Annotated in this window: 19 protein-coding genes and 2 tRNA genes; 14 read left to right on the top strand and 7 right to left on the bottom strand. The window is 64.0% G+C overall.

The features are described 5' to 3' along the window. Positions 1–66 precede the first annotated feature (66 nt). Both MSIL_RS07445 and MSIL_RS07440 read left to right on the top strand, forming a co-directional pair. Positions 67–1,509: a TolC family outer membrane protein gene (locus MSIL_RS07445; protein WP_012590486.1), complete on the top strand. Its 1,443-nt coding sequence runs from the start codon at positions 67–69 to the stop codon at positions 1,507–1,509. A 107-nt stretch (positions 1,510–1,616) separates the two neighbouring features. Then, positions 1,617–2,465 (top strand): universal stress protein, encoded by an 849-nt coding sequence (locus MSIL_RS07440; protein ID WP_012590485.1) that lies wholly within the window; start codon positions 1,617–1,619, stop codon positions 2,463–2,465. 1,037 nt (positions 2,466–3,502) lie between these two features. Here MSIL_RS07440 and MSIL_RS07430 read toward each other — a convergent pair. The 3 genes from MSIL_RS07430 to MSIL_RS07420 form a co-directional block, all read right to left on the bottom strand. Next, positions 3,503–3,619: transfer RNA gene (locus MSIL_RS07430), tRNA-OTHER, on the bottom strand. A 117-nt stretch (positions 3,620–3,736) separates the two neighbouring features. After that, a tRNA-Met gene (locus MSIL_RS07425) sits at positions 3,737–3,813 on the bottom strand. 245 nt (positions 3,814–4,058) lie between these two features. After that, positions 4,059–4,847 carry a hypothetical protein gene (locus tag MSIL_RS07420; protein ID WP_012590484.1) on the bottom strand — a complete coding sequence of 263 codons (789 nt, stop codon included), beginning with the start codon at positions 4,845–4,847 and terminating at the stop codon, positions 4,059–4,061. A gap of 826 nt (positions 4,848–5,673) precedes the next feature. Between MSIL_RS07420 and MSIL_RS07415 the strand changes: the two genes are divergently transcribed. The 12 genes from MSIL_RS07415 (at position 5,674) to MSIL_RS07355 (ending at position 17,324) form a co-directional block, all read left to right on the top strand. Further along, positions 5,674–7,617, top strand: coding sequence for a methyl-accepting chemotaxis protein (locus tag MSIL_RS07415; protein ID WP_012590483.1), 1,944 nt, complete (start codon positions 5,674–5,676; stop codon positions 7,615–7,617). Beyond that, the gene (locus MSIL_RS07410; protein WP_012590482.1) at positions 7,617–7,952 is read left to right on the top strand and encodes an STAS domain-containing protein; all 336 of its coding nucleotides are present in this window, start codon (positions 7,617–7,619) and stop codon (positions 7,950–7,952) included. Before MSIL_RS07415 ends, MSIL_RS07410 begins: the two co-directional genes overlap by 1 nt. Then, entirely contained in the window at positions 7,949–8,314 is a 366-nt protein-coding gene (locus MSIL_RS07405) for a response regulator (RefSeq protein ID WP_012590481.1), read from the top strand. Before MSIL_RS07410 ends, MSIL_RS07405 begins: the two co-directional genes overlap by 4 nt. 72 nt (positions 8,315–8,386) lie before the next feature. Further along, complete coding sequence (locus tag MSIL_RS07400; protein ID WP_012590480.1) at positions 8,387–10,669, top strand: chemotaxis protein CheA; 2,283 nt, start codon at positions 8,387–8,389, stop codon at positions 10,667–10,669. A 4-nt stretch (positions 10,670–10,673) separates the two neighbouring features. After that, positions 10,674–11,159 carry a chemotaxis protein CheW gene (locus tag MSIL_RS07395; RefSeq protein ID WP_012590479.1) on the top strand — a complete coding sequence of 162 codons (486 nt, stop codon included), beginning with the start codon at positions 10,674–10,676 and terminating at the stop codon, positions 11,157–11,159. Further along, positions 11,156–12,058 carry a CheR family methyltransferase gene (locus MSIL_RS07390; RefSeq protein ID WP_012590478.1) on the top strand — a complete coding sequence of 301 codons (903 nt, stop codon included), beginning with the start codon at positions 11,156–11,158 and terminating at the stop codon, positions 12,056–12,058. Before MSIL_RS07395 ends, MSIL_RS07390 begins: the two co-directional genes overlap by 4 nt. Next, the gene (locus MSIL_RS07385; RefSeq protein ID WP_012590477.1) at positions 12,055–13,080 is read left to right on the top strand and encodes a protein-glutamate methylesterase/protein-glutamine glutaminase; all 1,026 of its coding nucleotides are present in this window, start codon (positions 12,055–12,057) and stop codon (positions 13,078–13,080) included. Before MSIL_RS07390 ends, MSIL_RS07385 begins: the two co-directional genes overlap by 4 nt. 40 nt (positions 13,081–13,120) lie before the next feature. Next, positions 13,121–13,510 (top strand): response regulator, encoded by a 390-nt coding sequence (locus tag MSIL_RS07380; RefSeq protein ID WP_012590476.1) that lies wholly within the window; start codon positions 13,121–13,123, stop codon positions 13,508–13,510. Beyond that, positions 13,507–14,082, top strand: a complete 576-nt coding sequence (locus tag MSIL_RS07375; protein ID WP_012590475.1) for a chemotaxis protein CheD — start codon at positions 13,507–13,509, stop codon at positions 14,080–14,082. The genes MSIL_RS07380 and MSIL_RS07375 overlap by 4 nt, the downstream gene beginning before the upstream one ends. Before the next feature lie 130 nt (positions 14,083–14,212). Next, positions 14,213–14,614: a hypothetical protein gene (locus MSIL_RS20095; protein WP_012590474.1), complete on the top strand. Its 402-nt coding sequence runs from the start codon at positions 14,213–14,215 to the stop codon at positions 14,612–14,614. A 299-nt stretch (positions 14,615–14,913) separates the two neighbouring features. Next, a complete protein-coding gene (locus MSIL_RS07360; protein ID WP_148213047.1) occupies positions 14,914–15,879 on the top strand; it encodes a hypothetical protein in 966 nt (321 codons plus the stop codon). 101 nt (positions 15,880–15,980) lie between these two features. Then, a complete protein-coding gene (locus MSIL_RS07355; RefSeq protein ID WP_012590472.1) occupies positions 15,981–17,324 on the top strand; it encodes an MFS transporter in 1,344 nt (447 codons plus the stop codon). Positions 17,325–17,328: 4 nt separating this feature from the next. On the opposite strand, the gene MSIL_RS07350 is transcribed toward MSIL_RS07355, so the two are convergent. The 4 genes from MSIL_RS07350 to uvrC form a co-directional block, all read right to left on the bottom strand. Further along, entirely contained in the window at positions 17,329–17,838 is a 510-nt protein-coding gene (locus MSIL_RS07350; RefSeq protein ID WP_012590471.1) for a molybdenum cofactor biosynthesis protein MoaE, read from the bottom strand. Positions 17,839–17,852: 14 nt separating this feature from the next. Beyond that, a complete protein-coding gene (locus MSIL_RS07345; protein WP_012590470.1) occupies positions 17,853–18,104 on the bottom strand; it encodes a MoaD/ThiS family protein in 252 nt (83 codons plus the stop codon). A 37-nt stretch (positions 18,105–18,141) separates the two neighbouring features. Further along, positions 18,142–18,738, bottom strand: a complete 597-nt coding sequence (gene pgsA, locus MSIL_RS07340) for a CDP-diacylglycerol--glycerol-3-phosphate 3-phosphatidyltransferase (RefSeq protein ID WP_012590469.1) — start codon at positions 18,736–18,738, stop codon at positions 18,142–18,144. 79 nt (positions 18,739–18,817) lie between these two features. Further along, positions 18,818–20,857, bottom strand: a complete 2,040-nt coding sequence (uvrC, locus tag MSIL_RS07335) for an excinuclease ABC subunit UvrC (RefSeq protein WP_012590468.1) — start codon at positions 20,855–20,857, stop codon at positions 18,818–18,820. Between the last annotated feature and the right edge of the window lie 15 nt (positions 20,858–20,872).

Here is a 20,872-nt window from a genome sequence, read left to right as displayed (position 1 = left end):
TCCGCCATCCCCGCATCCGCGACATTTTGCCGAGCGGTTGTTCATTTCTCCCGCACGACGTGGACCATGGCCATCCGCCGGATCGAGACGGTCGCTACAGCGGATTCCGCGCCGCTCGCGCGCGCCCTCAACGGCCGTATCACGCCGTTGAGCCGCGTCGCCGTGGTTCTCGCGACGAACCTGGCGGTTGCGCCGCCTGCAACCGCCGAAACGATGTCGAGCGCGCTGGTTCGCGCTTATATCGGCAATCCGGATATGAACCAGCAGCGCGCGGGCGTTCGCGCGCAGGACGAGAATATCCCTCGGGCCACTTCGGGCTGGCGTCCGCAGGCCAGCGCGACCGGGCAGGTTGGCTATAATTATCAGGACTTTCGCCAGCTCGGCACGCGCCTTAACGGCAGCACCCTGCCGACGACGATCGGTCTGTCGGTCACGCAAAATGTCTTTAACGGCAACCGCACGCTGAATTCGGTGCGGCAGGCCGAGTCGGGCGTTTTCGGCGCCCGCGAGGATCTGCGCAACACCGAGCAGAACGTCCTGCAGAACGGCGCGACCGCCTATATGAATGTGCTGCGCGACACCGCCGTGCTTGAGCTTCGCCGCAACAATATCACCGTTCTCGAAGAGCAGCTGCGCCAGACGCGCGACCGCTTCAATGTCGGCGAAGTGACCCGCACCGACGTGGCGCAGGCGGAATCGAGCCTGGCGAATTCGCGCTCGGAATATTTCGTCGCGCAAGCCAATCTGCAAAACAGCATCGCCAATTTCCGCCAGATCATCGGCGTCGAGCCGACCCGTCTCGAGCCGGCGCGCACCATCGAGGCCCTGCTGCCGAAGAACATGAATAGCGCGGTGGCTCTGGCGCTCGAGGAGCATCCGGCGATTCAGGCGGTGCTACATGCGGTCGATCAGGCGGAATTGCAGGTCAAGCTGGTCGAGGGCGAACTGGCCCCGAGCGTCAATATCGTCGGCAGCGTGCAGCGCGCGACCGACTATCAGGGCATTCGCAACGCGAGCCTCGTCAACGGACAGGTGGTCGGACAGATCTCGGTGCCGATCTATATGGGCGGCGAAGTCTACGCCCGCGTCCGCCAGGCGAAGGAGACGCTGGCGCAAACGCGGCTGCAGGCCGATCTGCAGCGCGACTCCGTCCGCGCCACCGTGGTCTCGGCCTATGGGCAGCTCGACTCGTCAAAAGCGGTCATCCAGTCGGCCAAGGCCGCGGTGAAGGCGGCGGAAATCGCCCTCGACGGCATCCGCGAGGAGGCCAAGGTTGGCCAGCGCACGACCTTCGACGTCTTGTTCGCACAGCAGACGCTGCTGAACACGCGCGTCAGCCTCGTCACCGCCCAGCGCGACCGCGTCGTCGCCTCCTACAATGTGATGGCGGCGATCGGCAAGCTCTCGGCGGCCAACCTCAGCCTGAACGTCGCCGAATATGATCCGACCGTTCATTTCGAGCAGGTCAAGGACAAGTGGATCGGCCTGCGCACGCCTGACGGACGCTGACGACGCGGAGCGCTCAGGAAACCATTTGGAGGCGCCAATGCCCAACATCGCCAAGCCCACCCTGACCACAGCTCAAAAGCGCCGTCCTTCGGCCGAGGAACGCAATCATGCAGATTAAGACGATCACGGTCTTTCTCGATGCGAGCCCCTCGGGAGAGATGCGGTTAGGTCACGCGGCGGCGCTCGCTCAAAGGTACGCCGCTCATCTGGTTGGGGCGCATGTGATCTTCGCGGGCGTGACCGATCCTCCGTCGCTGTCCTATGCTCGCGGAAGCAAGGCGATCGCCGAGGAACTGGCTTATGAACGACGACGCGACCGCGCCGCCGAAGAGGCCGCGGCGCGGGTTGGCGAGCGTTTTCGCGCCTTCTGCGCTGGGCTCGATGTTTCCGGCGAGTTTCGTGCGATTGGTCGCGGACAAACGGCGGAGGAGGCGGTTCTCAACTCTCTCCATTCCGACCTGGTCGTCGTCGGTCACCCCGAGCCGAATGGACTCCCGGACGACATGTCGCCCGAACGAATTCTGCTCGCAAGCGGGACGCCGCTTCTCGTCGTGCCCAACGACTGGAAAGGGCGGACGATCGGCGACCATGTCCTGATCGGCTGGAATGCGACGCGAGAGGCTCGGCGCGCTGTCGCCGACGCGATGACCTTTCTGATCGCCGCAAAGTCCGTGACGGTGCTCGTCATAGATCCGCCTAGACATCCGCACGGCGAGGAGCCGGGCGCCGACATCGCCTTGCATTTGGCCCGGCACGGCGCGCGTGTCGACGTAAAGCAGGCGACCTCGGATGATGCGTCGACCGCGGAGTTCATTCTTCGCTATGCCGAGCGGAACGCGTCGGATCTTCTGGTTGTCGGAGCCTATAGTCACGCTCGCCTGAAAGAGCTCCTCCTCGGCGGCGTGACGCGAACTCTGCTGGCGCAGACGCCGGTCCCGGTTCTTATCTCGAGATGACAGGGCCGCGCGGCCTGACGCTCACGAAAGCGCAACATGGCGCTTGCCGGTTGGACCGGGCTCCTATTGCGATTGAGCCGCCGATCCCATCGGTTCAGGACGAGCCAGAAATCGAATTGGCAGAGTTGCCTGGGCGAAGGTCGCGAGCTGGTTCGCACCCTGCGTACGGCCTTGGTTTGCCGTCAAGGCGATATAGGGATCGGCCGGGGCACGCAGCTCTCCTTTCCTGACCGCACCGGGTCATTCGGCATGCGGCGGGGCGCGTTGGAGTCCAACCACTTCATTTCCCAGATATGGCCGTCGGTGTATCCTCGAAGCTCCGGCCACATTTGAAGCCGAAGTTCTGCGCCGGCGTCGGGCCGGCCTTGCCGCTGGCGTTTACCGCCCTTTCGACCATCGCCGCAACGGCGTTCCGACTGCCTTTCGACAGGCACAATAGCAACTGCGCGCCGGCGTTGACGATCGCTTTAGAAGCGAACGGGCGCTACTTGTCGTGGGTGACAAGCATGGCATGGACCGTTTCGTAAAACACTGTGCAGGCCACAGTATCGTTGGTGAACTGTGGATTATTGGGGGGCGCCCACCGCTTCGCAGAAGGCCATCGGCCGTCTGAGATCGGTCGCCGGCGGGTCAACGAAAATCAGCTTGCCCATCGCACCCCCCAGAAGCGTGGGCATCAGCGCACGGAATCCCAAAGACGTCCCGGCTGAACCGATCATCCGACGCTGATCTCTTGCAAAATCCGGTGCGCGAAGTCGATCCGGTGTATCGCCAGCGAGGAGCATTGCGCAAAATCAGGCCCTGGAAGAGCAGACCTCAGCCTCCACGATGGGGTGGAGGCCATCCTACGTCGGGGCTTGGGCGGTCTTCGAAACCGCCAGCGCGGAAAGGCGGCGAGGAGGGGGAGCTTCGAAACCTACGCCGGATTTCACCCTTATTTGCTTACACAGTGCTTACAGCGGGAGGCAGGAAGGCAATGTAAGCAAAAAATAGCCCCGAAGGGCCGCTTGTAACGGCTTGAAATATCGAAGAGAATTTGGAGCGGGCGAAGGGATTCGAACCCTCGACCCCAACCTTGGCAAGGTTGTGGAACGTCACAAATGATGAGGCTCGGATGGGCGCGCCTAGTTCCCGACAGGTCAAACCGCCTGCGCCTCGGTACGTTGGAGTTTGCTCCCGAGTGATTCCGATTTGATTCCGAAGCCGTTTTCGTGGTGGGTGCTTCAAGAATCAGAAATCCCGCTAGATCATTGATCTAGCGGGCTAAAATCTGGTTGCGGGGGCAGGATTTGAACCTGCGGCCTTCAGGTTATGAGCCTGACGAGCTACCGGGCTGCTCCACCCCGCGCCGACTGTGTAGCAGCGTCAGCCGCGAATGGGAAGCCTTCAAATCACTCACAAACGCTGCCTCAGAAATACAAATAAAATGAATAGGTTGCACCCCAATGCGGGGCAATTTTGCAGACCTGCGCTACGCCGCGCTTCAAAAAACTTTCGCAAAACGCTCATGATTTCGTCGGGGATTGCTGCGGCGCCGAAATCGGCGCGGCCGGCTGAACCGGGCCGTCGAATCGCCGCCGCACAAGGCTCGTCCTACCAAGCGCGCGGATGAAGCCTGCGCTTCCAATGCTGGCCACGCGGCAAGGCGGCGGCGTCGTCGCGGCCAAGCCTTGCCAGCGAGACGCGCGGCGGACCGTCCGCATGATCCTTGACGTCCTGAGCAGGCGTCTTGGCGAAAGATCGTGTTGGCGCGGGCTGCGATTCGCGCGGCGCCGGCAAGGGAGCCGAGGCGGCCGGCCGTCTGCGCTTTGGCTGGCGCTTCACGCCGAGGGATAGTTCGCCCTGGACCTCAACGCCGGCCGCTTTGCGGGGCGCCTCAGCGTCAGCGAATGATTCGATTTTTGAGCGTCGCGCGGGACCCCGTTCTTGATTCGCGCGCTCATCTTGCGCAGCCTCGCGCCTTGGCCGCGGCGTCTCGGTCTTCGCCTGGGCGGCGCGCGTGGCGGCGGCGGAGGCGTTATTGGAGGGCGCCGTCATCGGGCTTTCCGCCGGGATGAGGCTTTGCAGAATGCGTGGGCGGGCTCGCGCCTCGACCGGCTCCTGGCTCGTCGCGGCAACCGGTTTCGGCCCGAACAATTGTTCAGCTTCCTTCGACCAGGAGTCGGCGGCGGGGCGCGGGGCCGGTTTGTCGGATTGCAAAAAGGCGGGAATGGCGAAATCGTCCCCGCTCATGGGGCTGGCGGCGGAACGATCTTTTTCGAGCGGCGCTTGCGTCGGTCCGCCGAAATCCAACCGCTCTTTTGGAACGGGTTCAAGGGGCAAAGCGGGAGCGCGGCGAGATTTCTTGATCTCGACCGCAAACGGTTTCGGCGAATGTTTCATGCGATTTCCATAGTAATGCGTCTAAATAAGCTCCGCGCGTGATCGCGAGGAGAGAGCAGTATTTATGCCGAGGGAAGCCATAGGCCGGTCGTCAGCTAGGGCGGGGCAAATTGGCTGCAATTTCGAAGGTAACGCGCTTCGTTTTCTTGCGGAGGCCAACGGTGATTCACCTTAAGAAGCACGCATATCATTGCGGGCGACGCCTTTCAATTCAGTATATGCCGCAGATCTTTTAAAAAGCACAAGAATCGCACGTTCGTGATGGGAATACGCTCATGCGACGATGCGCCATTTCAGGCCGCCTGTTATTTGAGGGGCGCTGCGCCCTGCTTGCCGGCACAAACTCGCCGGACGCTTTAACCCGCGCGCCAGGATATGCTCAGGCTTCTGACTCTGAAGCGATTTCTTAAAAACGGCCGCACGCCCTGACAACATTGCGGTGTGGGCGTCCACTGTCCCTAACCCAGTCTCAACAAAGCGGTAATTTCGTGGCGAACGCATCCGAAGGGGATTTGTTTCGCCCAGCACTGGGAATTTACGCTTCGGACGCGGGCCGCCAATTGTGGCGGCGGCCGGAATTTCGCCGAAGAATCTGGTTAAATTTATGCAAAGCATGTATTTACGATTAAATATAAGCACAATTATTTATGTAATAAAATATATAAAATTATTTTTATGTATAAAAAGCCGACGCATTGATCTTTTATTCAATATTTTGGCGGATACATAGTCCGGAGCGCGCGGCGGTGCTTGGGTATGGCTCCTTATGCCGATTCTCCACGCCGCGTAAAACTTTAAACCGGCCGGCGCGCATTGCGAGGACGACATGACCCTTGAAAATTGGACGATTGCGCGAAAACTCGGCGTGGGCTTCGGCTGTGTTCTCCTGGCCGTCGCCTTGATGAGCGGCGCGCTTTGGAACGCTCTGATCTCGCTCGATTCGGTGGCGAGCCTCAATCAGCGGACGCAGCAGCTCCTCGACGACGTCGATCTGGCCAACGCGGCGGCGCATGAGGAATCGCGCGCGTCTCTTCGATTCACGCTGCTGCGCGCCGATCGCTTCCTCGGCATGTATAATGATGCGGTCCAATCATTCTCCGATCATCTCACGGCGGCGCGGCGCAACGCCGAAGGCTCTCCGGAGATTCTTGCGCTGCTCGACAAGGCAGACGGGGCAGGCGCGCTCTACCGTCGCTCCGTCAGCGATGAAATCATGCGACTGACGCGGGAGAATTCCACTTCGCAGCTTGCGCTGGAACTCGCCAATTCCGATCGAGCCAGCGCGATTCTCGAGGCGTTGAAGGGAACGATCGAGGAGGCCCGAACGAAGGTTGCGGCCAAGGCGCAGGAAACGCAGGCGCGGTTCGACGGAATTCGCCAGTTTCTTGCCGTCACGATCGCCCTCGGCAGTCTTGGCGCTGTCCTGACCGCGCTGCTTGTCGGCTGGTGGATGAGCCGCATCATCGCCCGCCCGGTGACGGCGATCACCGCGGTGATGCAGAAGCTCGCCGCGGGCGACAATTCCATCGAAATCCCGGGCGTCGGGCGCAAGGACGAGATCGGCCATATGGCTGACGCCGTGCTGGTCTTCAAGAAGGCGGCGCTGAAGAAGATCCAGAGGGATGCGGACGAAGCGGAAGCGGTCAAGGTTTGGCAAAAGGAGGAAGAGGCGCGGTCAGCCAAGCTCGCCGAGGAGGCGCGGCAGGATCAGGTCGCGATCCGCAGCCTTGCCGAGGGTCTTGAGCGGCTCGCGAGCGGCAATCTGGCGTTCCGCATCGAAACCGAATTCGCGCCGAAGGCCGCCCAATTGCGCTCCGATTTCAACGCCGCCGTCGCCCGTTTGCAGGAGACCCTGGCGAGCGTCAGGTCCAACACGGATGGGATCGCCTCGGGCAGCGGCGAGATCGCCTCCGCCGCCGACGATCTGTCGCGCCGCACCGAGCAGCAGGCGGCCGGCCTTGAGGAGACGGCGGCGACGCTCGATCAGATCACCGCCACGGTGAAGAACACCGCCGAGGGCGCCTTGCGGGCGCAGACCGTCGTCTCGACGGCGAAAGCCGACGCCGACCGCAGCGGGGAGGTGGTGCGCGAGGCGATCGCAGCGATGGGGGAGATCGAGAAATCCTCGCGTCAGATCGGCCAGATTATCGGCGTCATTGACGAGATCGCCTTCCAGACCAATCTGCTGGCGCTCAATGCCGGGGTCGAGGCGGCCCGCGCCGGCGACGCCGGCCGCGGCTTCGCCGTCGTCGCCTCCGAAGTGCGCGCTTTGGCGCAGCGCTCCGCCGAGGCCGCGAAAGAGATCAAGAGCCTGATCTCGGCCTCGTCGACGCAGGTCGCGCAAGGGGTCGACCTCGTCGGCGAGACCGGCAAGGCGCTCGGCCGCATCGTGACGCAGGTCGCCGAGATCAACACGGTGGTGGCCTCGATCGCGGCGAGCGCGCAGGAACAGGCGACGGCGCTGCATCAGGTCAACACGGCGGTCAATCAGATGGACCAGATGACGCAGCAGAACGCAGCCATGGTCGAGCAAACCACGGCGGCGGCGCATGCGCTCGGCCAGGAGAGCCAGGAGCTGGCCCGTCTTGTCAGCGTGTTTGAGGTCGGCGCCGCCGCCAATATCGATCCGGTCCGCGCCAGGATGAAGCGCGTTGCCCCGCCGCCGCGCGCCGCGCGGCCGGCGCTGAAGACCCTTGGAGGGCACAAGGGCGGCGGCGCCGTCCGCAAGGCCGATGCGGCTCCCGCTGACGATAGCTGGGAGGAGTTCTGATGGGCGAAACGCAAGGCAACACGGCGCCCTCAAACAGGGCGCAGGAACCCCGGCGCGCGCGCATCGTCGAACTGCCTGCGGCGCTCGACCTCAAGGCCGCCGCGCCCCTCGTCGCCGAATTGCTCGCCTGCCGCGGCGACGAATTGCTGGTCGACGCCTCGCGCGTCGAACGACTCGGCGGACAGTGCCTGCAGGCGCTGATGTCGGCGGCGATGACATGGAAAGCGGACGAGCTTCCCCTCGCGATCGTCGACGCGTCGCAAGATTTCATCGACGGCCTGCGCCGCTTTGGCGTCGCGCTCGAAGACCTCACTGATCGGGATTTTACGAAATGACGAAGACGATTCTCACCGTCGACGATTCGCGAACGATGAGGGACATGCTGATGCTGGCGCTGTCGGACGCCGGCTTTCGCGTGGTGCAGGCCGAAGACGGCATGCACGGCCTCGAGGTTCTGGCGGGCGAACAGCCCGACGTCATTGTAACCGACATCAACATGCCGCGCCTCGACGGCTTCGGATTCATCGAAGGCGTCAGGAGCGACAGCCGCCATAGGGCGGTGCCGATCCTTGTGCTGACCACAGAAAGCGACGCCGAAAAGAAAGAGCGCGCCCGCCGCGCCGGCGCGACCGGCTGGATCGTCAAACCCTTCGACCCCGTCAAACTCGTCGCCGCCGTCCGGCGCGTCGCAAGCTGATCGCGGCGCAGGTTGTTTGGCCGCGGGCTGATCGAAGCAGCCCCGGCTCCGTTTCGAAAAGGGTGTCTTTCCATGGATGCGATGGCGGCGATCAAGCAAACATTCTTCCAGGAATGCGAAGAACAGCTTGCGGAGCTGGAAGCCGGACTGACGGCCATTCTCGATGGCGATGGCGATGGCGACCCCGAGACGGTCAACGCCGTATTTCGCGCCGTGCATTCGATCAAGGGCGGCGCCGGCGCCTTCAGCCTCGACGACCTTGTGCGCTTTGCGCATATCTTTGAAACCGCGCTCGACCATGTTCGCGCAGGAAGGCTCGCGCCGTCGCCGGATTTGCTCAAGATCATGCTGCGCGCCGCCGACGCTCTCGCCGATCTGGTGCGGGCGGCGCGCGATGAGACAAGCGTTGAGCCGCAGCGCTTCGCCGCGCTTGCGAGCGAACTCAAGGCGTTCGATCCGGCCGCGCGGGAGGCGGACGCCGCCGCGGGCGATCCGGGCGGCGTGGACGAAGAGCCGGCCGGCAACGACGAGATCGTCTTCAGGCCGATCCTCATGGATGAATCCCTGTTCGACGAGATGGAGGCGCCGGCCGCCGCCGCGCCGCATTTGTTCAAGATCCGGTTCCGGCCCAAGCCCGCGCTCTACGCCAAAGCCAATGAGGCGGCGCTGCTGTTGCGCGAAGTGTCGAACCTTGGCGAATGCAGCGTTGTCTGCGACGCCTCGGATCTGCCCCTCCTTCCGGACCTTGATCCCGAGGGCGCGTGCCTCACCTTCCTCATCACCCTATCGACCGATCGGGATGAGGCGAGCGTCCGCGAGATTTTCGAATTCGTCGAATGGGATTGCGACCTCGATATCGCCGAGGAGATCGAAGAGGAGGCCGGCGGCGACATCGCCGCTCTGGTTGAGCGGCTTCAGGCGAGCGTCGAAGCCGAGCGGGCCGCGCTGGAGGAGGCGAAAGCGCGGGGCGACCGCCGGGCCGAGAATACCGCGGCGCGAGCGCCCGCCGCGGCTTCGATTGCTCCAGGCGTAGCGCAAGGGGATCGATCCGACGCAATCGGCGGGACGGGTCAGACCGGCAGGAGTGAGCCGGCCAAAACCGATCCAGTCAAGGATCCGGGCAAGGCCGACCTCGCCGCCAAAGGCGATCAGCCGGGACCTTCGATTCGCGTCGATCTCGAACGCGTCGACCGTCTGATCAACCTCGTCGGCGAATTGGTGATCAACCAGGCGATGCTGGCGCAGCGCGTTCTGGAGGAGGGGTTGGCGCGCGCCTCGGGCGTCGCGACGGGCCTCGACGAACTGGAGCAGCTGACCCGCGAGATTCAGGACAGCGTCATGGCGATCCGCGCGCAGCCGGTAAAATCGGTGTTCCAGCGCATGCCGCGGCTCGTTCGCGAAGTCGCGGCGATGACCGGCAAGGCGGTCCGCCTTGTGACCGACGGCGAGAACACCGAGGTCGACAAGACGGTGATCGAACGCATCGCCGACCCGCTGACCCATATGATCCGCAACGCGATCGATCATGGCCTTGAGGCGCCCGACATCCGCGTCAAGGCGGGCAAGCCGGAAGAGGGCGTCGTGCATCTGTCGGCGCTGCATCGCTCCGGGCGCATCGTCATCGAGGTCAGCGACGACGGCGCCGGCATCGACCGCCCGCGCGTCAAGGCGATCGCCGCCGACAAGGGGCTGATCGCGCCGGACGCCGCGCTGAGCGACGATGAAATTGACAATCTGATCTTTCTGCCGGGCTTCTCCACCGCCGCGGCCATCTCGGACATATCGGGCCGCGGCGTCGGCATGGATGTGGTGCGCCGCTCGATCCAGGCGCTCGGCGGGCGCATCTCGATCCAGTCGCGGCCGGGCCGGGGATCCACCTTTACGATGAGCCTCCCGCTGACGCTCGCCGTGCTCGACGGCATGGTGGTGACGGTCGGGGGCCAGACCCTGGTTGTGCCCCTGACGGCGATCGTCGAGACGCTGCAGCCGAAGGTCGCCGACGTGCATGAGTTTGGCGGCGGCGCGCGGGTCATCGCCATTCGCGATCAGTTCACGCCGTTGATCGACGTCGGCCGCGAGCTCGGCTATCGCGCCGACAACGCCGATCCGCTCGCCGGCGTCGCGCTGCTCGTCGAATCCGAAGGCGGCGCGCGCAACGCCATGCTGGTCGACGCCATTCTCGGCCAGCGTCAGGTCGTCATCAAAAGCCTTGAAGCCAATTACCGGCATGTGCCGGGCATTGCGGCGGCGACCATTCTTGGCGACGGCCGCGTCGCCCTGATCCTCGACGTCGACGCCATCGTCGCCACATCGCGCGCGGATTCGGACGCGCATCTTCTCGCAGCAGCAGGATAAATCCATGACCCACTCCGAGAGCGTCTCCGGCCGGCGCGCGCCCGATCCCGCCAGAGCCCGCGAACTCATCGCCTTTCGCATCGGCGCACAGGAGTTCTGCGTCGACATCATGTCGGTGCGCGAAATTCGCGGCTGGACGCCGGCGACGGCGCTGCCGCAGTCGCCGGGCTTCCTGCGCGGCGTCGTCAATCTGCGCGGCGCGGTGCTGCCGATCGTCGATCTATCGGCGCGGCTTGGCTTTGCGCCCGCCGAGCCCACCGCCCGCCACGTCATCATCGTCGCGCAGATCGGGCGCCAGGTCGTCGGCCTTCTCGTCGACGCGGTCTCCGACATTCTGACCGTAACCGACGATCTCTTGCAGCCGACGCCGGACGTCGCTTCTGAAATGGCGAAAAGCTTCGTCCGCGGCGTGCTCGCGATCGACAAGCGGATGATCAGCCAGATCGCGCTCGATCACGTCCTGCCGCTGTCCGAACGGGACGCGGCATGAGCCAGACCCAACGCGCCGGCCTCGGTCCGCGGGCGGGCGCGGCTCTGACGCCTGGCGAATTCATGCTCTCGCGCGATGATTTCCGCGAGATCGCCGCGATGCTGCATGAGGATGCGGGCATCCATTTGCCGGAGTCGAAAGCGACGCTGGTCTACTCCCGGCTCGCCAAGCGGCTGCGCGCGCTCGGCCTTGAGAGCTTTCGCGCCTATTGCACACATGTGAGGGGACGGGACGGCCTCGACGAGCGTCAGAAGATGCTCGCCGCGCTCACCACCAATGTCACCAAATTCTTCCGCGAGCCGCATCATTTCGAGCACCTTGAAAAAATCGTGCTGCCGCCGCTGATCGAGGCGGCGCGGCGCGGCGGTCGCGTGCGGCTGTGGTCGGCGGCCTGTTCGAACGGGCAGGAGCCTTATTCCATGGCGATGATCATTCTGTCGCTGATGCCGGACGCCTGCCGCCATGACGTCAAGGTGCTGGCCAGCGATATCGACCCCAATATGCTGGCCGAGGCCGAGCGCGGAATCTACGCGGAGCATTTTGCCGAAGGCGTTCCCGCGAAGCTGCGCGAGCGTTGGCTGAACCCGGTCGCGGACGGCGGGTCGGAGCGGAAATTCAGCGTCGCCGCAGAGCTGCGCGATCTCGTCGCCTTCCGCGAGCTCAATCTGTTCGGCGCATGGCCGATGAAGGGACCGTTCCAGGCGATCTTCTGCCGCAACGTCGCGATCTATTTCGACGAAGCCACCCAGATGCAGCTCTGGAGCCGCTTCCCGCCTTTGCTGTCGTCGGGCGGCCGACTGTATATCGGCCATTCGGAACGGCTGCTCGGGCCCGCCGCGGAAGCCTTTTCCGGCGAAGGGGTCACCCTCTACCGGCTAAAACAGGGAGCGCGGCCATGACTCCCACTCGCGTCCTCATCGTCGATGATTCGGCGACCGTCAGAGGCCTGATCCGAATTCTGCTCACGCGCGATCCGGCGATCGAGATCGTCGGCGAGGCCGCCGACCCGCTCGAGGCCCGCGCCGCCATCAAGGCGACCGATCCCGACGTCATCACGCTCGACGTCGAAATGCCGAAGATGAACGGGCTCGACTTTCTCGACCGGCTGATGCGGCTGCGGCCGACCCCGGTGATCATGGTTTCGAGCCTCACCGCCGCGGGCGCCGAGACGGCGATCGCCGCGCTCGAAATGGGCGCCTTCGATTGTGTTGGCAAGCCGGGCAGCGGCGAGCAGGAGCAATTCGGGGATGTGCTGCTCGCCAAGGTCAAAGCCGCGGCGGGGCTTCGCGGACGGCCGCGCCGCGAATCGGCGCGGCAGCCGGCGGCCGAACGCCAACCCTATCGCAGCGACGGTCGCATCGTCGCCATCGGCGCCTCGACCGGCGGCGTCGAGGCCCTGATCGCGGTGCTGTCGCAATTTCCTGCAAACGGGCCGCCGACCGTCATCACGCAACACATGCCGGCGACCTTCACGAAAAGCTTTGCCGGCCGTCTCGACCGGCTGTGCCGGCCCGCCGTCTGCGAGGCTTATGACGGCGCGCCGCTGACTCCGGGCGCGGTCTATCTCGCACCCGGCGGCGCGGCGCATCTGCGCGTCGAGGCGGGCGCTCCGCCGCGCTGCCGCCTCGTCAAAAGCGCGCCCGTCAATGGACATCGACCTTCGGTCGACGTGTTGTTCACTTCCGTCACTGATGCGGTCGGCGCGCGCGCGGTGGGCGCGATACTCACGGGCATGGGCCGCGACGGCGCCGAGGGACTGCTCGCCATGCGGAGCGCTGGCTGCCAGACCTTCGGCCAGAGCGAATCCTCATGCCTCATCTATGGAATGCCGAAAATCGCCTTTGAGTTGGGCGCAACCCAGAAGCAGGTTTCGCTCGCTACGATGGCGTCGGAAATCCTGCGCGCCACTTGCGCTGCATAAGTCCTGTCGGCCGCGCCGCCGAGAAACGAGGAGAACTTTGATGCCTTTCGCAGCCGCCTTGCGCGTGCTCATCGTCGACGATCAGTTGACCAGCCGCCTGTTGATTCGCGGCGGTCTACAGGAGCTCGGCGTATCCGACATCGAAATGGCGGCCGATGGCGAGCAGGGATTTAAAGCCGTCACGGCGAAGCATCCCCATCTCGTCATCTCCGACTTCAACATGCCGAAAATGGACGGCCTCGCCTTTCTGCGCGCGGTGCGCTCCTATGAGCCGACCAAGCGCGCCGCCTTCATCCTCCTGACCGGCCGCAGCGACAAGGAGTTGATCGAACGGGCGGGTAAGCTCGGCGTCAACAATGTGATCGCAAAGCCCTTCACCATTCCCGTTCTGAAGGCCCAGATTGAAGCCGTCGTGGGGAAACTGAAATGACTGTCGCCGCGCGCCGCAGCGAGGCTGGCGCCGCCGAGCGCCGCATTCATTTGATCCAGGGCGACTATTATGTCAGCGACGAGCCGGATGTCATGCTGACGACCTTGCTCGGCTCCTGCGTCGCCGCCTGCCTCTACGATCGGCTGGTAGGCGTCGGCGGCATGAATCATTTTCTCCTGCCGGGGCTCCAGGCGGCGGGCGAGGCGCCCCAGGCGCAGCGCCGGGCCGACGACCCTTACGCGGTTCATCTGATGGAGCTTCTCGTCAATGGGCTGCTCCGGCGCGGCGCCCGGCGCGACCGGCTTGAGGCGAAGCTGTTCGGCGGCGCCCGCACGATGGAGGGGCTGGCCGACGTCGGCGCGCGCAATTCGAGTTTCGCCAAGCGCTTCCTGGAGCATGAAGGCATACGCGTTGTCGGCGCCAGCTTCGGCGGCGACAAGGGCCGGCGCATCCAGTTCTGGCCCGTCAGCGGCCGCGCCCGGCAGGTGTTTCTCGCCGCAAGCGAGGCGACGCCTCCGCCGTTCGTGGCGCCGCGCAGGCTGCCGGATGAAGGAGCGGTGGAGTTCTTTTGAGCCCTCGCGGCGCAACAGCCGACGCGCAGTTTTGCAAGATCGACAGATCGCGCGCGACGCAGCGCCGGATCTCGACGTTGAAACTTGCCCATCGAAGGCCGATCGATCCGATCGCAATGGATTTTTGCAAATGGCGCACCAGGGTCGAGAGCAGGGAGCTGACGCCAACGGGCGAGAGCCAGCTCACGCCTCGCTGGCCGATGTGCTGAAGCAGGTCAGCCATGAGCTTGCGCAGCTCTCCGGGCGCCTCGGACATATCGAACATCTGGTCGGGCCGCCGATCCTTGAGGCCGCGCGGCGCGACCCCCGCTTTCTGCGCCAGATTCAGGATCTCGATCACATCAGGCAGAAAATTCAGGCGCTGGCCGATTTCCTGACGGGCCTTGCGCGCGTCGCGCCGGAGCAATATCGCATCGACGCCGGCGCCGCCGCGCGGGGCTTGACGCTCGCCGAACTCGCCGCGCGCCTCACTCTGTCGGAAGATAGCAGCGGCGCCGACGACGCAGGGCGAGGCGAACTCGATCTGTTTTAGACCGGCGGCGGCGGCGTCAGGCTGAGGCAAGCATCACGCGCCAAAATGACATGCTTGGAGCACTACACAACATAGCGTTGTGTTGAGATGTCAAAGAATTCCGTGGACCGGCCTTTACTTTCCAACAGCAATGCCGAAGCCTCGCAGGCGGAGTCATCGGCCATGGAACGCTGCGTCAGCAGTTCAAGAAGCGGTTGTTCAAGATCAGACGCGTGGGGGGAAAATCAATGCAAATGAGATTTGCGATAACGAGGATCTTCTGCTTTTTTGACAATGCGATTCAACTTATCGCGCGCTGGTTGAGAACCCTGAGCGCCTTGCTGTTGTTCGAACCCGCGCGGAGCCGCCTGTGGTATGCGCGGCCGTCAATCGCCGCGCTCGCTTTGCTCGGCATTGCGCTCCTTGGCGCGGCTCTAGACGCAGCTCATGCCGCGGATCTGAGGCTGATCTGTCCGGGGGATGGATCAAGCGTTCCGGTCACCGAACCAATGCTCGAGGATCAATCGACAGGATTGCGGACCACCTTTACGGATCCGCAACTCAAGGCTGTGGCGACGGAGACCTGCAGTCCGGGCAATGTCGCGGGCGCAAATAGCGTCGTCAAGATAACCAATAAGCGTGACGTTTCGATCTTCGTAAGTTTCACGACGAGCAACCACAAGCAGGGCCCGATCATCTGGGGCGGCGGGTGTGAAAAATTACTCCCCGCCAGCGCCAGCAGCGCCGGCGCGATCGGCGGAGTGATGATCCGCAAAGGCGTCACATGCACCGCCAAAGTCAACAACAACGCGGTTTCGTCGCGCTTTTGCGCCGCCCTCGATCGGCCGCCAGCCGATTGCTACAATGCGCAGGCCAATCATCAAACCATGGTGGAAACCATTTTCGAGCCGGGCAGCAACCCGGGATGCTTCAACAAGGGGTATTGCGTCTGGTTTGACATCAGCGTCATTCCATCAACATGCACGGACGATCTCTGGAAGCTGAATCAATGCGCCAACACGGGCGGCGCTTCCTACAATCTGCCGGTTTCGGTCGCCTGCGGCAGCAAGCCGGTCTATACCTGCCAGGGTCCGACGAGCGGCAAATATGGATCGGCGAATTATCCCGCCAATTGCGGAAATCCCGACGCCACCTGTTCTGGAACGCCAGCCTGCCTCAACGCCTACTTCTATCCGATGTTTGATCCGCCCGAAAACAAATATCAGCCGAATACGGTTTGTCTCGGCGGCCAGACGTTGACTTTGACCTTTCTTCCAGGTCAATAAATGCGGAGGATTAGAGCGCCGACGCGCTCCTTCTCCGACGCGGATCACGATGATTTCGGATTTTAATCAATCCAAAAGCATGAAACGTGATCGGGTCCGCCATGCTCTGGAGCGTGACGCTATCGGCTGGAGCTTTGTGCTCCAGCTTTAACGTTCACGCGATCGTTGGGCGAGGCGCTAAAACAGCTGTTGCGGCGCTGCGGCAGGTCGGGCTAAAGCCACGCAATGTTTTATCCGCTCCGCGCCTGCGCCGCGCGCCGCCGAAACCTTCCCGCGTGACGCGCCGCCTGACCCTTTTTCTGGCGGCGGCCTGCGGGCTTATCGTCGCCAATCTCTATTATGCTCAGCCGATCGCGGCCAATATCGGCGCCGATCTTCGCATGAGCGAATCCGCTGTCGGCCTCCTCGTCACTTTCACGCAGATAGGCTATGGGCTTGGCCTCGTTCTCATCGTTCCGCTTGGCGACGTGTTCGAAAACCGCCGGCTTATCGCTTTTTGTCTTGCCGGTTCCGTCGTTGCTTTGACGGGATTTGCGCTGGCGCCGACTGCGGCTGCCGGCCTTTCGGCGGCGCTGCTGCTCGGCCTCGCCTGCGTTTCGGCGCAAATCATCGTTCCCTATGCCGCGCAATTGGCGAGCGAGGACACGCGCGGCCGAGTGGTCGGCGACGTCATGAGCGGTCTATTGGCCGGCATCATGCTCGCGCGGCCGGTCTCGAGCTTTCTCACCCATTGGCTGAACTGGCGCGCCATCTTCTTCCTGTCGGCCGCGCTCATGGCGGGCCTGTCGTTCGCAACGCTGAAAGGGCTACCGTCTTTTCGCCCGACCGCCTCGCTCAGCTATTTTGGAATCTTGCGCTCGCTCTTCGGCCTGCTGCGGGACACGCCTTTGCTGCGGCAGAGGATCGCGTATCAGGCGCCCCTGTTCGCCGCTTTCAGCGTGTTCTGGACGGCCTCGCCCTTGCTGCTGCTCAGTCCCGCCTTTAATCTGACGCAGCAGGGCGTCGCGCTATTTGCGTTGCTCGGGGCGGGCGGCGCGATCATGGCGCCGATTGCTGGCCGCGCCGCCGATCGCGGCGGAGTCAGGCTGATGACGGGAGCGGCGATCGGTGCGGTCCTGCTTTCTTTCGGGGTCGCCTGGGCGGGCGGCGCGTTTCGATCGCTCCCTCTGCTGGCCGCCGCCGCGCTGATTCTCGACATGGGCGTTGCCGCCAATCTCATTTTGAGCCAGCGCGCCTTGTTTGCGCTCGGCGATCAGGCGCGCGGGCGCCTCAACGGCCTGTTCATCGCCGCTTTCTTTCTCGGCGGCGCGGCGGGCTCGGCGCTCTCAAGCGTCGCATTCGCGCGCGGCGGCTGGCCGCTGGCGAGCGCGGCCGGCGGCGGCTTTGCGCTTCTCGCCTTCTGCTTCTGGCTTACGGATATTTTTACGCGGAAGCGCGAGACCTAAACCGCTAATCCCGCTCGGACCCCTCGGGCAGGCGCCATCTTGCGGTCGCGGAATCATCCTCGGCCTTGGCGGCGACCCAACCGCCATCGGGCCTGTCGCCGACGAGATGCTGCTTCTTCCAGAACGGCGCGGCGGTCTTCAGATAATCCATCAGGAATTCCGCGGCGGCGAAAGCGGCGCTGCGATGCCGGCTCAAAGTGATGACAAGGACGATCGGCTCGCCCGGCGCAATGCGCCCATAGCGGTGAATGACAAGCGCGCCCTGCAGCGGCCAACGCTCCAGCGCCTTTGCGACGACGCGGCCGATTTCGTCCTCAGCCATGCCCGGATAGTGTTCGATTTCGAGCGCTGCGAGCGCGCCGCCTTCGTCGCGGCAGAGGCCGGTGAAGGCGACGACAGCTCCGACATCGGTGCGCCCCTGCGTCAGCAGCGCCATTTCGCGGCCGACGTCGAAAGCGGCGGCCTCGACCCGGACAGTCGCCAGGACGTCCGGCTGGGCGACGCGAGGGTTCATCTTCGCATCCTGCTTCACCCGCCCGTCATCGGCGGGAAAAAAGCAATTTCGCGCGCGCCCGCGATTACGGAGTGAGGCCCGGCGTGGGTTCGGTCCAACGCGGCCCGAATCGACGATCCCTCAGTGAAAGCGTCGGCATAGCCTTCGCCGCGCTGGCTAAGCCACACCATCAGATCAGTGATGGTCGCGACGTCCGGCGGCGGCACGATCTCTTCCTCGGCGAGACCGATCGTCTCGCGCACCGCAGCGAAGTAGAGAGCTTTCATCGATCCGATCCCATTGGCGTCCCTTCGGCTTTCGCCTTCAATCCTCCGTCACATGCTTGATGCCGGCCTTGAGATAGTCCCAGCCGGTATAAAGCGTCAGCAGCGCGGCGAACCAGAACAGAACGAGGCCGATCTCGGTCGTTTGCGGCAGCACGACGTCGCCGGCCGGGCCGGCGACGAGGAAACCAAGCGCGACCAGCTGCAGCGTCGTCTTCCATTTGGCGATGCGACTCACCGGAATCGAGACTTTGACTTCGGCAAAAAATTCGCGAAGGCCGGAGACAAGGATCTCGCGGCAGAGAATCACCACGGCGGCGGCCAGCGAATAGCTGGCGATCGTGTGATCGGCGACGAGCATCATCAGGACCGCCGCGACGAGAAGCTTGTCGGCGATCGGGTCGAGCATGCGGCCAAGGGCGGACTGCTGCGACAATCTGCGCGCGAGATAGCCGTCGAAAAAATCGCTGATCGCCGCCGCGACGAAGACGCCGAGCGCGATCCAGCGCATGGCGTGGATTTCCGACCAGAACAGACAGCCGACGACGATCGGCACGGCGATGACCCGTCCATAGGTCAAAAGGTTCGGCACGCTCCAGGCATGCCCCGGACCTCTCGAAATCGTTGTGATCGCCATGGTGCGAGGGAACAACCTCTGAAACTTCACGTCAATAGCGCGGCGGCGGATCGGCGCCCGCCAATGCCGGTCGGCAAGCTTAGCCGCCGCCCTCGTGGAAATAGTTATAAACGAGCCGCGCCGTCGCCGCATTGACGCCCGCGACTTTTTCGAGATCGGATAAAGCGGCCTTTGAAATCGCCTTGGCGGTGCCGAAAGCGTGCAGCAGGGCGCGCTTGCGCGCCGGGCCGACGCCGGCGATCTCGTCGAGCGGACTGCGGGTAAATTCCTTCTTACGGCGGGCGCGATGCGTCCCAATCGCGAAACGATGCGCCTCGTCGCGCAGCCTCTGCACGAAATAGAGGGCGGGATCGCGCGGCGAGAGCCGGAACGGCGCCTTGCCTGCGACGAAAAAGCTTTCGCGGCCGGCGTTGCGGTCGACGCCCTTGGCGATCCCGGCCACGGCGACCCCGGTCACGGATAATTCATCGAGAATGGCGTTGGCGGCGTCGAATTGACCCTGGCCGCCGTCGATCAGGATCAAATCCGGCCGCTGCGGGAAAATGTCTTCATCGTCGTCTCGCGTCGAGGGCCCGTCCGCCGCCGCTTCGTCCTTGGCCAGCCTCAGAAAGCGACGCCGCAGAACTTCGCGCATCATACCGTAGTCATCGCCCGGCGTGAGATCCTCGCCCTTTATGTTGAAGGTGCGATAATGCGCCTTCATGAAGCCGGCAGGGCCGGCGACGACCATTGCTCCGACCGCATTCGTCCCCATGATATGGGAATTGTCGTAGATTTCGACCCTCCGAAGAGGGGCGGAGAGGCCGAGCGCCGCCGCCAGCGCCGCCAGCAGCTTCTCCTGCGAGGCGGTTTCCGACAGACGGCGGCTCATCGCCTCCCTTGCGTTCTGGCAGGCATGTTCGACGAGCTCATGCTTTTCCCCGCGCTGCGGCCGCGCGATTTCGATTCGATGTCCGGTGCGGAGGGAGAGAGCCTCGCTCAGCACGGCGCCGTTTTCGATCTCATGCGAGAGCAAAATCAGCCGCGGAGCGGGCTTGTCGGCGTAAAACTGCGCCAAAAACGCGTCGAGCACCTCGGCGGAGGCCAGGCTCTTGTCGGCGCGCGGAAAATAGGCGCGGTTGCCCCAGTTCTGGTAGGTGCGGAAAAAGAAGGCTTCGACGCAGAATTGCCCGGCTTCCTCGACGATCGCGAAGACGTCGGCCTCCTCGACGGTTTTTGGATTGACGCCCTGGGCGCCCTGGATGGCGGAGAGAGCGGCGATGCGGTCGCGCAGGCGCGCGGCGCGCTCGAACTCAAGCGCGTCCGAGGCGCTGGTCATTTCGGTCGCGAGAAGATCGCGCACGGCGCGGCTCTTGCCGGAGAGAAAGTCGCGCGCCTCGCCGACCAGCCGGCGATAGTCGTCAAGGTCGATCTCGCCGGTGCAGGGCGCCGAACAGCGCTTGATCTGGTGCAGCAGACAGGGCCGCGTGCGGTTTTCATAATAGCTGTCCGAGCAGGAGCGCAGGAGAAAGGCGCGCTCAAGCGCATTCATGGTGCGGTTGACCGCCCATACGCTGGCGAAAGGCCCGAAATAGTCGCCCTTTCGATTGCGCGCGCCGCGATGCTTCAGGATCTGCGGAGCCGCGTGGTCGCCTGTCAGAAGGATGTAAGGGAACGACTTGTCGTCGCGCATCAGCACGTTGAAGCGCGGCTTCATCTGCTTGATGTAATTCGTCTCGAGCAGCAGCGCTTCCGTCTCGGTGCTGGTCGAGATGAAGACCATCGAGGCGGTCAGCGCGATCATCCGCGCGATCCGGTTGTTGTGGCCGAGCGGGCGCATATAGCTGGCGATCCGCTTGCGCACGCTCTTCGCCTTGCCGACGTAGAGCACCTCTCCGTCGGCGGCGATCATGCGATAGACGCCGGGACCTTGCGGCGCCTGGCGCCAGAAGCTGCGGATGACGGCCGCGCCGCGCCGCACCGAGGCGGGGGCGGCGTCGTCCTCGGGAAGGTCGAGATCGGCGAAGTCCTGGATCTCCTCATCGCCATCCTCGACGGCGAAATCGAACTCCGGCGGCAGCGGGCTATCGGCGCCTGGCGGCGACTCCGGCTCGGGAGCGTCTTTGTCAGTTGGGACCATCCGCGCAGATTTATG

The organism is Methylocella silvestris BL2, assembly GCF_000021745.1.
GTDB lineage: Bacteria > Pseudomonadota > Alphaproteobacteria > Rhizobiales > Beijerinckiaceae > Methylocapsa > Methylocapsa silvestris.
This window is presented reverse-complemented; position numbering and strand designations above follow the sequence as displayed.